At 69.7% G+C, this 13,128-nt stretch carries 13 protein-coding genes and 1 pseudogene; 6 read left to right on the forward strand and 8 right to left on the reverse strand.

What is annotated here, in order from left to right; translation table 11 throughout:
- Positions 1-150: 150 nt before the first annotated feature.
- Entirely contained in the window at positions 151-891 is a 741-nt protein-coding gene (locus CRP49_RS38225) for an alpha/beta hydrolase (RefSeq protein ID WP_257033767.1), read from the forward strand.
- Between the two features lie 184 nt (positions 892-1,075).
- Here CRP49_RS38225 and CRP49_RS48955 read toward each other — a convergent pair.
- Positions 1,076-1,370 (reverse strand): annotated as a pseudogene (locus CRP49_RS48955) (transposase); the annotation flags it as partial.
- A gap of 378 nt (positions 1,371-1,748) precedes the next feature.
- Between CRP49_RS48955 and CRP49_RS38240 the strand changes: the two are divergent.
- Positions 1,749-2,186, forward strand: a complete 438-nt coding sequence (locus CRP49_RS38240) for a cupin domain-containing protein (protein WP_097257995.1) — start codon at positions 1,749-1,751, stop codon at positions 2,184-2,186.
- A gap of 425 nt (positions 2,187-2,611) precedes the next feature.
- Here the strand turns inward: CRP49_RS38240 and CRP49_RS47255 are convergent, their stop codons facing one another.
- Both CRP49_RS47255 and CRP49_RS38245 read right to left on the reverse strand, forming a co-directional pair.
- Positions 2,612-2,758 carry a hypothetical protein gene (locus CRP49_RS47255; RefSeq protein WP_179851979.1) on the reverse strand — a complete coding sequence of 49 codons (147 nt, stop codon included), beginning with the start codon at positions 2,756-2,758 and terminating at the stop codon, positions 2,612-2,614.
- Between the two features lie 53 nt (positions 2,759-2,811).
- Positions 2,812-3,372 (reverse strand): DinB family protein, encoded by a 561-nt coding sequence (locus CRP49_RS38245; protein WP_097257996.1) that lies wholly within the window; start codon positions 3,370-3,372, stop codon positions 2,812-2,814.
- Positions 3,373-3,392: 20 nt separating this feature from the next.
- Between CRP49_RS38245 and CRP49_RS47260 the strand changes: the two genes are divergently transcribed.
- Positions 3,393-3,542, forward strand: a complete 150-nt coding sequence (locus tag CRP49_RS47260) for a hypothetical protein (RefSeq protein WP_179851980.1) — start codon at positions 3,393-3,395, stop codon at positions 3,540-3,542.
- 171 nt (positions 3,543-3,713) lie between these two features.
- Here the strand turns inward: CRP49_RS47260 and CRP49_RS38250 are convergent, their stop codons facing one another.
- Positions 3,714-4,634 (reverse strand): LysR family transcriptional regulator, encoded by a 921-nt coding sequence (locus tag CRP49_RS38250; RefSeq protein WP_097257997.1) that lies wholly within the window; start codon positions 4,632-4,634, stop codon positions 3,714-3,716.
- A gap of 49 nt (positions 4,635-4,683) precedes the next feature.
- Here CRP49_RS38250 and CRP49_RS38255 point away from each other — a divergent pair, with 49 nt between their 5' ends.
- Complete coding sequence (locus CRP49_RS38255) at positions 4,684-5,646, forward strand: nitrilase-related carbon-nitrogen hydrolase (protein WP_097257998.1); 963 nt, start codon at positions 4,684-4,686, stop codon at positions 5,644-5,646.
- Between the two features lie 78 nt (positions 5,647-5,724).
- Here CRP49_RS38255 and denD read toward each other — a convergent pair whose 3' ends face one another.
- The 3 genes from denD to CRP49_RS38270 form a co-directional block, all read right to left on the reverse strand.
- Positions 5,725-6,726, reverse strand: a complete 1,002-nt coding sequence (gene denD / locus CRP49_RS38260; protein ID WP_097257999.1) for a D-erythronate dehydrogenase — start codon at positions 6,724-6,726, stop codon at positions 5,725-5,727.
- A 139-nt stretch (positions 6,727-6,865) separates the two neighbouring features.
- Positions 6,866-9,652, reverse strand: a complete 2,787-nt coding sequence (locus tag CRP49_RS38265; protein WP_097258000.1) for a SpoIIE family protein phosphatase — start codon at positions 9,650-9,652, stop codon at positions 6,866-6,868.
- A gap of 136 nt (positions 9,653-9,788) precedes the next feature.
- Positions 9,789-10,907, reverse strand: a complete 1,119-nt coding sequence (locus tag CRP49_RS38270) for a PP2C family protein-serine/threonine phosphatase (protein WP_373560422.1) — start codon at positions 10,905-10,907, stop codon at positions 9,789-9,791.
- Positions 10,908-11,158: 251 nt separating this feature from the next.
- On the opposite strand from CRP49_RS38270, the gene CRP49_RS38275 reads away from it, so the two are divergent.
- Both CRP49_RS38275 and CRP49_RS38280 read left to right on the forward strand, forming a co-directional pair.
- Positions 11,159-11,374: a hypothetical protein gene (locus CRP49_RS38275; protein ID WP_097258002.1), complete on the forward strand. Its 216-nt coding sequence runs from the start codon at positions 11,159-11,161 to the stop codon at positions 11,372-11,374.
- 187 nt (positions 11,375-11,561) lie between these two features.
- Positions 11,562-12,533 (forward strand): asparaginase, encoded by a 972-nt coding sequence (locus tag CRP49_RS38280; protein ID WP_097258003.1) that lies wholly within the window; start codon positions 11,562-11,564, stop codon positions 12,531-12,533.
- Between the two features lie 74 nt (positions 12,534-12,607).
- On the opposite strand, the gene CRP49_RS38285 is transcribed toward CRP49_RS38280, so the two are convergent.
- A complete protein-coding gene (locus CRP49_RS38285) occupies positions 12,608-13,003 on the reverse strand; it encodes an iron chaperone (RefSeq protein WP_097259250.1) in 396 nt (131 codons plus the stop codon).
- Positions 13,004-13,128: the final 125 nt, after the last annotated feature.

Below are 13,128 nucleotides of genomic sequence, written 5' to 3' on the forward strand. Positions count from 1 at the left end.
TGAATCGTTTCATTTCTGGGCGTGCAGGCGGGATCTTCCGCTGCCGGAAAGTCGCTGTCAATGGTTCGCGCAGAGGAGGTCCAGGGCGGGGCGGGGTGGCCGGGGCGGGGCGATTGCGCTCGGTGGCCGAATGAACACTCTCCGATTAACGTGGCAATCGGGAACACAATCCGCCGAGCGAAATGGTGCTTCCTGATGGCTGATAAGCCCACCGTTGTTCTGGTGCATGGGTTCTGGGGCGGAGCGGCCCACTGGTCGAAGGTCATCGTCGACCTTCACAATCGCGGCTTCAAGTCCCTGTTCGCGGTGGAGAATCCGCTGACCTCACTGGCCGACGACGCCGAGCGCACCCGCAAGATGGTCAAGCAGGTACAGGGACCCGTCCTGCTCGTGGGTCACTCCTATGGCGGTGCGGTCATCACGGAGATGGGAGATCTGCCGAATGTGACCGGCCTGGTCTATATCGCGGCGTTCGCTCCGGACGCGGGAGAGAGCCCGGGGCAGCTGAGCGAGGAGATGCCGCCGGCGGCGTTCGAGAACATCGCCCCGGACTCCGACGGCTACCTGTGGATCAAGCAGGACAAGTTCCACGAGAGCTTCGGTCAGGATCTGAGCGCCGACGAGGCCCTGGTCATGGCGGTCACTCAGAGGGCCCCGCTGGGCTCGACCTTCGGGGACACCGTCACCGCGCCGGCCTGGCGGGCCAAGCCGACCTGGTACCAGATCTCGAGCCAGGACCGCATGATCCATCCGGACAGCGAGCGGCGCATGGCCGAGCGGATGAGCCCACGCAAGATCATCGAACTCGACACCGGCCACGCGTCGTTGGCCTCGCGGCCGGTACCGGTCGCCGAGCTGATCGAGACGGCGGCCATTGACCTTGCCGGCTAGAGCGCGTCGCGTCGATCAGGTGACTCGTTGTTCTGGCCAGGCCCCAGCTGAAAACGTTTGCCCTATTGACGACGGCTCGTAGGCGCTGGTCGTCGGCGTGACGGTTTCGCCAGATGATGTAGCGCCGGATCATGCTGTCCTGCCCATTGCGGCTGGTGTGATCGGTGCCGTCGAGGGTGAAGTAGGCGATCTTCTTGACCTCGCGCCGCTCGGGCAGCGTAAAAGTCCTCGGGCGACCGCCCTTGTACTTGGGGTAGAGCGCCTCGAAGCCGTCGGTGTTGAAGTCGTGAATCACATCGCGGACCCGGTCCGCGCTGGGTGAACGTCACCTCGGCGATCTCCGCCACCGCCATGCCCTGTGCTGACAGCAGCACCATCTGGGCCCGCCGCCACGTCACGACCGAGCCGGTGCGGATGCTCCGCAGCAACCTCCGGCCTTCATCGTCATCGATCTCACGAACCCGTACACGTTCTGCCACCCGGACAGACTCATGGTGACGCACCGCCTGCGCCAGCACCTGCGCGGCGCGTCAGATCACAACAGGGCAGACGCTGCTTGATATGGCGCTAGATGCCCGCCGATGACATGGCGCGATGCGGTCTCGATGCCGCTGGCTCCCGGATTGTGGCGGCCGCCGACGGGAGGCAGGGTGGTGTCGAGACCGTTTGGGCGAGGCAGAAGGCACACGACCTGTCACGGATGCGGGCTGTGGCTTGTCCTCATCGCGAAGCGAGTTGTGTGAGCCGGGAACCGGCGAACTTGGTCACCGCCGAACGAGTGGGTCGGTCCACCGGTCCGGAATGCGGTGGCCAACGCAAGATCGTCCATTACGGGCAGGCTTACGGAGGTGTGGTACATGTCAGCGAAGAACCCAGAGCACGGGGGCGCCCTCGAGGTCTCCTTGCCGCCCGAAGTCAAGTTGCTGCAGGAAGTCACTCCGCCCTTCTTTCCCGAAGGTGGTTCGGGAATGACCATCCTCGTCGAGTGGCCTCCCGGTCACCCCGGGCTCCCTCCGCATCGCCACTCGGGCCCGTCGTTCGGCTACGTGATGGAGGGCGCGCTCCGGTTCGAGCTCGAGGGTGAGCCAGAGCGTGTGGTCGAGGCCGGTGGGACGTTCTGGGAGCCAGGCGGTGACGTGATCCACTACCAGGACGGCAACGCCCTGTCGGACGCACCGACCAAGTTCGTGGTGACCATGATGTGCGCGCCGGGTCAGCCGATGCTCACGCTGGTCGATGAGGAGGAGCTGAAGGAACGGGCGCACCTGCGCGCCCCGCGTCCCTCCGAAGGCTGACCCGCGAGATCGACAAGAGTGCGGAGTCCGGAACACCGATCCAGGTGCCGGGCTTTGCAGCAACCTCGGCCTTCATCGTCATCTATCTCACGTACCCGCACGCGTTCTGCCACCCGGACCGACTCATGGTGACGCACCGCTGCGCCAGCACCCGAGCGGCGCGTCACATCACAACAGGGCAAACGTTGCTTGATACGGCACTAGTGCTGTGACCGCATAGCCACGCTGCCATCGCCATGTGCGGATAATGCCTCCCGTGACCTCAGACATAGCCCGCCCGAGAGGGTGGTCCGCGCTTCGCGCTTTCCTGCTCTTCTTCGTCGGCGGCGGGCTCGGCTTCTTCGTCTACGGAGTGATGAGGCATCGTCCGGTTGCTGGAATGCCCTGGGGCGGGTTGCTGTTCGGGGCAGTCGTGTGTGCGACGCTCAGCGCACTGTCGCCAGGGCGACGTCGCCGCTGAGCCCCTCCCATACGAGCGCATTGGTGTTGCGCCAGCGCAGGTACGGTGCGGAGCGTTCCAGCGCGAGGTTCTGCGCCTGGTCCGGGAACGTGCGGAAGAGCGTAGCGGCCAACGCTTCAGTACGACGGCCGCCACGACTGAGCCTACTTCCAGGCCCCCATCGATCTACTGCCCTACCCGGCCGTCAATGCACTCGCGCAGCAGATCGGCGTGACCGCAGTGGCGGGCGTACTCCTCGATCCGGTGAACCAACAGCTCCCGGACCGAGATGCCGTCCTTGCCCACCCGTGCACCCAGATCCGGATACTCGGCCAGCACCGCATCGGTTGCCGCCTGTTCGCGAGCAAGGTCGGCGAATGCGCCCTCGACCACCGCCTGTTCCGCGACGACTCCATCGAAGTCGGCGTCACGCGCTCCGTACAGCTTCGGTGCCGGGTCTCCTGGCACGATCCAATTGCGCCAGTCCCGCTCCACCTCGGCGAGATGGCGGACCAGTCCCAGCAAGGACATGGTGGACGGTGGCACCGATCGGCGGGCCAGGTTCTCCGGATCCAGCCCCTCGCACTTCATCTGCAGAGTCAGTCGATAGTCCCTCAAGTATTCCTGAAGCGTCGCCAACTCACCGTCAGGGCTCACTCCGTCACTGTTGCGGGGATCCTCGTCGGGGTCCGCCCACATGTCGGGGTATACGCTGGCCTGGGTCCACCGCTCGGGTATGTCGCTCACCGTGTTCACGATGCGGAGCAGTGGCCCGACATGCAAGCGATTATGTGGAACCCGAGGCGCGTGGCGGCAACTGGTTCTGTGTGCGGGCGTGGGTGCAGATCCTGGTCGACCAGGGCCGGCGGGACGATGCGATCGAGGAGACGCGAGCGCGCTCCGACGCGGGCGCCTGATACGCGGTACAGAACCTCGCGAAGCTGCGCGCCGGCGCCGGCCGCCCGGCGGAGGCCGTCGCCGACTCCACCACGAGCTGAAGCAGGTCGAGGCCCTCCCCTGCAACAGGGTCGATTCCCCGTTCTGACGATCGGGCGGCATCGAACACGGAGTACCAGCGCTGCTCATCGCTACGAGCGCGAAGGCGTCGCCTCCTCCACCAGGCGGCGGAGCCAGATGTGAGCGGGGTCGTCGGTGAGGGTTTCGTGCCAGATCGAGGTGACGGTGTACTGGGGCATCGGGATGGGCGGCACGGTGGCGGTCAGGTCCAGGAGGTCGGCGTAGACGGTGGCCGCGTGGGTGGGAAAGGTGGCCAGGAACGGCAGCGTCGCGAGTTGGAGGGCGGCTCCGGCGAAGTGGGTGGTGGAGGCGAGCACCCGGCGGTCGAGTCCGCGGGCTTCCAGTAGGTCGTCGACGATGCCGCGCCGGCCGTCGTAGGAGATCAGCAGGTGGGGGTGGGCCAGGAAGTCGTCGAGGGTGAGCGGGGTGCGGAGCGGTAGGAGGCGGGGGTTGAACAGGCAGGTGTAGCCGGAGGCGAACAGGTCACGGCCGCGGTGGTCGGCGCGGTGTACGGGGGCGGCGGCCACGCCGAGGTCGACCTCGCCGCGGTCGATCATGTCGGCGACGGTGTTGCGGCTGGCCTGCCGTACGGCGAGCCGGATGCCCGGCAGTGCGGCTGTGGCGTTCAGCAGGCGGGGCATCAGCGCCGCCTCCAAGTCGTCGGACATGCCCAGGGTGAAGGTGCGCCGGGTGGTGGCCGCGTCGAAGCGGTCCCGGTCGGTCACGGCTCCGTGGATGAGCCCGAGGGCCGGTTCGATACGACGGGCCAGTTCGACAGCGCGTGGCGTGGGCTCGATGCCGCCGCGGGTGCGGGTGAACAGCTCGTCGTCGAAGAGTCCGCGCAGGCGACCGAGGGCGGCGCTGGTGGCGCCCTGGCTGAGGTGCAGGGCGGCGGCGGCCCGGGTGACACTGCGCTCGCGCATCAGGGCGGCGAAGACGACCAGCAGATTGAGGTCGGCGTTCCGGAATTCGGTTTCGTAGATGTCGATCATTTGAAAGATTAGTTTGCCGGATGGGTGGCTGGGTTTCTAACGTCTCACCATGCTTTCTGACTCGCCCGAGCCGCGCCGCACCGTGACCGTCGCCGTCGTCCAGGCGGCCGCCCCGCTGTTCGACACCCCGGCCGCGCTGGCCCGGGCCGAAGAACTCGTCCGCGAGGCCGCCGGCCCCCGGGGCGCCGAGGTCGTCGTGCTGCCCGAGGCATTCCTCGGCGGCTATCCCAAGGGACTGGACTTCGGCATCACGGTCGGCAGCCGCACCCCGGCCGGCCGCGATCTGTTCCGCCGCTACCACGCCGCCGCCATCGAGATCCCCGGCCCGGAGGTCGACGCCCTGGCCGCCGTCACCCGTGAGCTGGGCGTGCACGCCGTGGTCGGTGCGGTCGAACGGCAGGGCGGCACGCTGTACTGCGTCGCGCTCTTCTTCGGCCCCGGCGGTTACCTGGGCCTGCACCGCAAGCTGGTGCCCACCGCAGCCGAGCGCTACCTGTGGGGCCAGGGTGACGGCTCCACCCTCCCCGTCATCGACACTGGCACCGCCCGCCTCGGCGCGGCCATCTGCTGGGAGAACTACATGCCGCTCCTGCGCACCGCGATGTACGCCAAGGGCGTGGACCTGTGGTGCGCACCGACCGTCGACGACCGCGACGCCTGGCAGGCCACCATGCGGCACATCGCCCTGGAGGGCCGCTGCTTCGTCCTCAGTGCCAACCAGTACCTGCGCCGCGACGCCCTGCCCGACGACCTCCACCCCGTCCAGGGCGACGAACCGGACACGGTCCTGATCGGCGGCGGCTCCGTCATCGTCTCCCCGCTCGGCGAGGTACTGGCCGGCCCGTTGCGTGACGGCGAGGGCATCCTGACCGCCGAACTCGACCTCGACGACCTCGCCCGCGCCCGCTTCGACCTCGACACCACCGGCCACTACGCGCGCCCCGACATCTTCACCCTCCACGTCGACGAATCCCCCCGCACCACCGTCACCGGCAGTCTCCGGACCGAGTGAGAAGAAAGATGAAACTGGGGGGCGGTAATCCGACCGGCAGTTACAAGGACCGGATGGCTCTAGACGTCGACGGCACCGTCAAGAAGGCCCTGGGACCGCGTCTGGGTGATCGGCGAGATAGTCCTGCACGACTGACAGGAAGCTCGGGTCGGGCTCCAGACCGAGTCCAGCGGCGCGTCTGTTGTCGAAGAGGGCGGGCCACGATCCCACGATGGCCTCGATGGCAGGGTCGGGCGTGATGGTCACCAAGTCCGCGACGGCATCGCCGGCCACCTGCCGCAGCGTGGCGAGCATGTCGGTGACCGAGACCGTGAGCGCCGGAAGGTTGACCAGCGCCCGGCCATGGAGCCCGCCGCGCTCCGCCTCCGCAACGCGGAGGAGCCCCCGGACGGTACGTCGCGGCGAGGCCAGGGCCACGCGCAGGTCGGGCCGTACCGGGCAGGTCGCCGGGAGTCCGGCGAGCGGCTCGCGAATGATGCCGGACAGGAAGCCGGAGGCGGCCGCGTTCGGCCGGCCCGGCCGCACCGCGACGGTCATCAGGCGGGCGACGCGTCCGTCGAGGAAGCCGCGGCGCGTGTAGTCCGCCATCAGATGCTCGCAGATGAGCTTCTGTGTTCCGTAACTCGTCCGCGGCACGGGCAGGGACGACTCGCTGACCACCGGAGGCAGGGGCAGCTCAGGGCTCGAACCGTAGACGGCGAGGCTGCTGGCGAACACCACCCTCGGCTTCGGCCCGCCGGCGGTCGACTGCGCCCGGGCAGCGTCGAGCAGGGCGCGGGTGGTGTCCACGTTGGAGGACATGCCGAGGTCGAAGTCGGCCTCGCACTCGGCCGACACCGCGGCGGCGAGATGGAACAGCACATCGACCGGCTCGGCGAACAAGTCGTCGAGCCGGTCGATCAGGTCGCCGTGCACGATGTCCACGAGCGGATCCGTCGCCGCCGGGGAGTCGGGCAGCACGATGCGGTCGGCGAGCACCAGTCGTGTGATCGGTGCGCCACGAAACGTCCGCGTCCGCAGCAGAGTGCCGGTCAGCCGATGGCCCAGGAAGCCGAACGCGCCCGTGATGACGACCCTCACGTGTCTGCTCCTCGTATGCGTGCCCGGGGGCGTGGCACCTCCGACAGCGACGGCGAACTACCCACGCCGGCCCGTCCGCCAAACGCGCAGCCCATCGGCCACGGCCGGCTCAGGAAATGACCGTCCGCTTCGGACGGTGTCACCGTGCCAGGGCGTCGAACAGCGCGGCCGGATCCGGTTCCCGGCGGTGGTTCAGTGTCTGCTCGGCCCAGATCACCTTTCCCTGCGCCGCATAGCGGGTTCCCCACTGGTCGGCGAACTGCGAGACCAGGAACAGGCCGCGGCCGCCTTCGTCGGTGGCGGCCGCGCGCCGCAGCCGAGGTGAGGTGTTGCTGCCGTCCGACACCTCGCAGACCAGGGTGCTTCCCAGCATGATCCTGACTCTCACGGGCGGAGCGCCGTACCGGATCGCGTTGGTGAGCAGCTCGCTGAGGATCAGTTCCGTGCTGAACGCCGACTCCCCCAGCCCCCATTCGTCCAGGCGGCGGCTCACGTCCGCACGTACCTGGGACACGGCCCGCACATCGGACGGTACGTCCCAGGTCGCGACCTGGGACCGGTCGAACAGCCGGGTCCGGGCGACCAGCAGCGCCACGTCGTCGCTGGGTGTCTCGGGCAGCATCGTCTCCATCAGGGCGCGGCAGGTCTCCTCCGGTGTCCGGTCCGCACGGGCGATGGTCGAGCTGAGCAGCTCCAGGCCTTCGTCGATGTCCCGTCCGCGGTTCTCGATCAGGCCGTCGGTGAACAGGACGAGACGGCTGCCTTCCGGCAGGTCCAGCTCCCCGGCCTCGAAGGGGTACCCACCGACTCCCAGGGGCGGCGACAGGGGAACGTCGGGGAAGGTCACCCTGCCCTGGGCATCCACCACAGCCGGTGCGACGTGCCCGGCCCGGGAGAGGGTGCAGTGCCCGCCCACCGGGTCGTAGATGGCGTAGAGGCAGGTAGTACCGGTGAGCGGTGCACGGTCGTCGTCGGCGCTCGCCGACTGCGTGTCCAGCCGCGTCACCATCTCGTCCAGACGGCCCAGCAGTTCGTCCGGAGCCAGGTCCAGTGAGGAGAAGTTCAGCACCGCGGTCCGCAGCCGTCCCATGTTCACCGCCGCGTGCAACCCGTGCCCCACGACGTCCCCGACGACCAGTGCCACCCGGAAGCCGGGCAGGGGGATGACGTCGAACCAGTCGCCGCCCACACCGGACTGCGCCGGGAGATAGCGGGAGGCGATCTCCAGTACGGCCTGGTCCGGAAGCCCCACGGGCAGCAGGCTGCGCTGCAGCGTCACGGCCATGGCATGCTCACGGGAGTACCGGCGTGCGTTGTCGATCGCGACGGCCGCCCGGGCGACCAGTTCCTCGGCCACCGCGACGTCCTCCTCCTCGAACCGCGCGGAGTCCGCGCCCCGCCAGAAGTTGACGATGCCGAGAACGATTCCCCGGGCCTGCAGAGGGACCGTGACCAGTGAATGGATGCCGTAGTCCAGCGCCTGCCGTGCACCCTCCGGATCCTGGGCCCGCCAGTCCTGGGCGGTGTGCAGGTCCGACACCAGGACGGCCTTGCCGCGCTGCAGCGCCGCCACCATCGGCGTGTCGGCCACCACGAACTGGATCAGATCTCCCACCGGCTGCAACGGATGACCGGCCTGTGATTCCTTCAGCGCGGTGCGCCGCATCCTGTGTACGGCGCCGGTGGGCTCCTCGCCGCGCAGCACGGTGTCGAGGAGTTCCACGGTGACGAAGTCGGCCATGCGCGGGACCGCGACCTCCGAGAGCTCCTCGGCTGTACGCCGCACATCGAGCGTGGTGCCGATCCGCAGGCCCGCCTCGTACAGGTACGACAGCCGGCCCCGCGCCACCTCGGCCTGGCCGGACAGCGCTCTCAGCTCGGTGGTGTCCCGGAACGTGGCGACGAGACCCTGCGCGCCGCCGTACGGCGCGGTGTGCCGCGTGTTCACCGCCAGCAGCCGGTCGCCGACCGCGATCACCTCGTCGGAGGCGGCCTCACCCGACTCCAGCAACCGCGTCAGACCGGACCCCAGACCCAGCTCCGTCACCTGCCGCTGATCGGCGTCCTCGGCGAGGCCCAGCAGCTCGCGCGCCTCGTCGTTGGCGAGCAGCAGCCGCCCGTCGCCCCCGACGATCAGGACCCCCTCGCGCACCGCGTGCAGCACGGCGTCGTGATGCTCGTACATCCGGGTCATCTCGGCCGGGCCGAGACCGTGGGTCTGCCGGAGCAACCGCCGGCTGACCAGAGCCGCGCCGCCGGTCGCGAGCACGAGCGCCCCGGCCGCCGCGCCGAGCAGCAGCGGCAGCTGCTGGTTGAGCACGTGCCCCAGGGTCGCGACCCGGATCCCGGCACTGACCATGCCGATCACGCGCCTGCTGGCATCCGTCACGGGGACGACCGCGCGCACGGCGTCGGTCGGCCGGCCGTGGAACGTCTCCGTGAACGTCTCCCCCGCGGCGGCTCTGCCGACGCCCTCCGCCTTCGTGCCGATCAGGGCGGGATCCGTGTCGGTGAGCCGGACCCCGTGCTTGTCCAGGACGGACATGAAGTCGACGCCGGATCCCAGTCTCGCCCGCTCCGCGGGCACCTGCAGCCGTGCCGTCGGATCCGGTGACTGCAGCGCGACTGCTGTGCCGGGTGCGTGCGCGAACGCCTCCGCCGCGGCCAGTGAACGGTCCTTGGCGCTGCGCTCGGCGTCGTACCGCCCCTGCACCACCAGTGCGGCTGCCGCCACCGTGACCACAACCAGCATGATGAGGGCCTGCAGGAGAAAGACCTGCGCGGCGAGCGTGCGAACGCTGAGGGAGGGCAACAGGGGGCGTCTCTTTGACGGCCAGGGGCGTGTACGTCGGGGCGGACCGGATGGCCGCCGCGTGCCGGGCGGCGGCGCCGCTCGCCCCCATGGCCAGCGGTAACGTCCGCTCATGCCCCTTTTCTAACACTGCGGCTCACCACTCGGCGACCGGTGTGTCCGCTGCCGCCGGGGTGACCTGGCGACCCGCTGTCGACGGCCACCCGTGCGCCGCGGCCACCAGGAGGAGCTCGGTGAGCGTTCCAGCAGGCTACTCGGAGTGCTCCTGCCCCAGCGGGGTCCGGCAGCGCACGGCGAGGGCCGCGATGTCGTCGTCGAGCTTTCCGCCGCTGTAGTGGAGCAGGTCCCGGTGCAGCCGGTCCAGCAGCTCACGGGGTGGCGCCGGGCCGAGCTGCCGCATCCAGTCCGGCAGCGGGAAGAAGGTGCCGTCGCGGTCCCGGGTCTCCGTTACGCCGTCGGTGTAGAGCAGCATCTGGTCGCCCTCGTCGAAGGCGACGGTGTCGACGAAGTAGTGGTCTCCGAGGAGCGTCGCGAGGTTGAGGGGCGGCGAGGGCATGGCGGACTCCAGGACGCGGATCTCCCCGCGCCGCGCCAGCAGGGGCGGCGGGTGCCCACAGTTGAGAATTCTGACCTGCCCACCGCCGTACGGGATCTCGGCGATCAGCGCGGTGGCGAAGTGCTCGGGCTGATCCGGGGCGGGGTGAGCCAGGCTGTGACGGGCGATGCTGGCCTCCAGGCGGTGGATGATGCTCCTGAGGTCCGGCAGGTCGTACGCGTTCTCCCTGAAGCAGTTGATCACCGCCGAGGCCGCTCCCACTGCCTGGAGTCCCTTGCCGCGCACGTCGCCGATGAGCAGGCGGACCCCGTACGGCGTGTCGACCGCCTCGTAGAAATCGCCTCCGATCCGGGCCTGCTCCTGGGCCGCCAGATAGAGCGACTCGATTTCGACGTCCTGAATGCGGCGCGGCAGCGGGCGGAGCAGCACCTTCTGGGCCGCGTCGGCGACGAGCCGGACCTGGAAGAGCATCTCTTCCCGCTCGAGTCGAATATGGCTGGCGTATGCGGCCGCCAGGGTGACCGCGATGATCGCGGCGCCCGTGTACGGCGTCCCCAGATCGGAGTAGAAGAAGCTGAGCGTGACCATGACCACCAGGCAGAAGATCCCCAGCAGGACCGTCGGGACGACGGTCCACATCGCGGCCGCGAGGGCCGGCGCCGCGGGCAGCAGCCGGCTGAAGGCGAACTCTCTCGGGGTGGCGAACGCCAGGCCGGTGATGATCACGGTAAGGATCACCGGTGACAGCAGAACAGGTTCCCGTCGGCCACCGTGTCGAGGGCGGCGACGCCGGAGCCGTCCTGAACTGATCACAGACTTCATCTTAATGGGGTTAAACGGACATCACGCCGCACAGAGGCACTCACCCGGCGCCGACGCCTGTGCGGGCATGCCCGGTCCCGGCGTCGGCAGGGGGTTCGCCGGACTGTCGCAGGGTGCCGGAGGGTGGGGCGGGGCGACGGGGCCATCAGGGTGGTACCAAGCCGTGTCGGGCGGGCGGCACGGGACCGGTTGGCCATGCTGGGCCGGGTGTGGCACCCCTTCCCGGCGACAAGGAGCACGGTATGCCGACGGACCCGGTCGAACGATTCCTGACGGCCCTGGACCCGGATCACCGGGAGGCCGTCGGCGCCCGACCGCGCGAGGAGCAGGAGCGGCTCGCGGCGGCCTGGGAACGGGAACTGGAAGCGGATACCGAGCTGGACACCCTCGACGAACTGTCCCCGCCGGCGGCGGAAGCGGAGGCGGCCCGCCGGGTCCTGGAAGGCGAAACCGACTGAGTCAGGTACACGCCTGCCCGCTCAGGCCCGGTGCCGCACGCCGGGCGGCTGCGGCGCGCGGTTCGCCCGGCGGTACGGTGACGCACAAACCCAGGTGGTCCGCCTGCTCATATGACCGACGGTTCCGGCGATCCCGGGTGGCCGGTCGGGCAGGTCGGCCCGATTCGCGTCCGGAAGGTCACCGCCGATGCCCCAGCCCGCCATGGCCACTGACACCGCCGCCAACCCGGTCCTCGCCGAGGTCGTCCGTTCCGGATTCGTCGAGGGGCGGCACCGGGGCAGCCTGGTACTGCTCGCCGCCGACGGCTCGGTGGAACTGGCACTCGGTGACGTGACGTCCCCCGTCTTCCCGCGCTCCTCCAACAAGCCGATGCAGGCGGCGGGTGTGCTGCGGGCCGGACTGGACCTCGCGGGCGAACGGCTGGCGCTGGCGGCCGCGAGCCATTCCGGTGAGGCCTTCCACCGCGACCTGGTGCGCACGATGCTCGACGAGCACGGACTGAGCCCGGCACACCTGCGGTGCCCGCCCTCGCTCCCCCTGGACCAGGAGGAGCAGGAGGCCTACCTGGCAGCGGGCGCACCTCGCGACCGGGTGGCCATGAACTGCTCCGGCAAGCACACGGCGATGCTGGCGGCCGCCGCGCTGCGGGACTGGCCACTGGACTCCTACCTCGACCCGGACCACCCGCTGCAGCGGCTCATCCGCACCGTGGTGGAGGAGGCGGCCGGCGAGCCGGTGACCGCCGTCGGCACGGACGGCTGCGGGGCACCGCTGATGGCGATCGGACTGACGGGGCTCGCCCGTTCCTTCCGCTCCTTCGTCCTCGCCGCACCCGGCACGCCCGAGCGGCGGGTCGCCGACGCCATGCGCGCCCACCCCGAGTACGTCGCCGGCACCCGCCGCCACGACACCTGGCTCATGCGGGAGATACCGGGCGCCCTGTCGAAGGTGGGCGCCGAGGCCGTCCAGGCCGTCGCCCTGCCCGACGGCCGCGCCTTGGCCCTCAAGATCGAGGACGGTGGCACCCGGGCCCTGGGACCGGTCCTGGCCCGCGCACTCCGGCTGACCGGCCTGACCGCACCCGTGATCGACCGCGTGGGCCGAATGCCGCTGCTGGGCGGAGGGCGGGAAGTGGGAGAGGTACGGGCCGTGTTCTGAGGCGGCGGCGTGCGGGGCGCGGCGTGAGAGCAGCGCACCCACGCCCGCCCCGAGCAATACCCGGCCCTGGACCGTCAGTTCACCGCTCTCTTCACCAGCTCGGCGATCCTCGCCTCGTCGGCGGCGGTCAGCTCCGTGAGGGCGTAGGCGGCCGGCCACATGCTGCCGTCGTCGAGGTTGGCCTTGTCGCTGAAGCCGAACGTCGCGTACCTCGCGTTGAACTTCTGCGCGCTCTGGAAGAAACAGACGACCTTGCCGTCCTTGGCGTACGCGGGCATGCCGTACCAGAGCTTCGGCGCGAGGTCCGGCGCGCTCGCCTTGATGACGGCGTGGATCCGTTCGGCCATGACGCGGTCCGACTCCTGCATCTCGGCGATCTTCGCGAGTACGGCGGCCTCCTCCTCCGCCGCCTTGTCGGCGCGCGATCCGCGGCGCGCGGACGCCTTCACCTCTCGGGCGCGCTCCTTCATCGCGGCGCGCTCCTCGTCCGTGAACCCCTCGGACGTCGCGTCGGTCGCGGTGGTGGTCTTGGCGGGCTTCTGTACGTCCTTCACAGCGGGTTCCTCCCGGTCTACGGATGGGTGGGGTACATCTT

The sequence above is a fragment of the Streptomyces sp. Ag109_G2-15 genome (genome assembly GCF_900215565.1).
Taxonomy (GTDB): Bacteria; Actinomycetota; Actinomycetes; order Streptomycetales; family Streptomycetaceae; genus Streptomyces; species Streptomyces diastatochromogenes.

Coding starts and splice junctions, on each gene's coding strand:
- CRP49_RS38240 (WP_097257995.1), top strand. CDS start 1,749: ATGTCAGCGAAGAACCCAGAGCACGGGGGCGCCCTCGAGGTCTCCTTG.
- CRP49_RS38250 (WP_097257997.1), bottom strand. CDS start 4,634: ATGATCGACATCTACGAAACCGAATTCCGGAACGCCGACCTCAATCTG.
- CRP49_RS38255 (WP_097257998.1), top strand. CDS start 4,684: ATGCTTTCTGACTCGCCCGAGCCGCGCCGCACCGTGACCGTCGCCGTC.
- CRP49_RS38265 (WP_097258000.1), bottom strand. CDS start 9,652: ATGAGCGGACGTTACCGCTGGCCATGGGGGCGAGCGGCGCCGCCGCCC.
- CRP49_RS38275 (WP_097258002.1), top strand. CDS start 11,159: ATGCCGACGGACCCGGTCGAACGATTCCTGACGGCCCTGGACCCGGAT.
- CRP49_RS38280 (WP_097258003.1), top strand. CDS start 11,562: ATGCCCCAGCCCGCCATGGCCACTGACACCGCCGCCAACCCGGTCCTC.
- CRP49_RS38285 (WP_097259250.1), bottom strand. CDS start 13,003: ATGAAGGAGCGCGCCCGAGAGGTGAAGGCGTCCGCGCGCCGCGGATCG.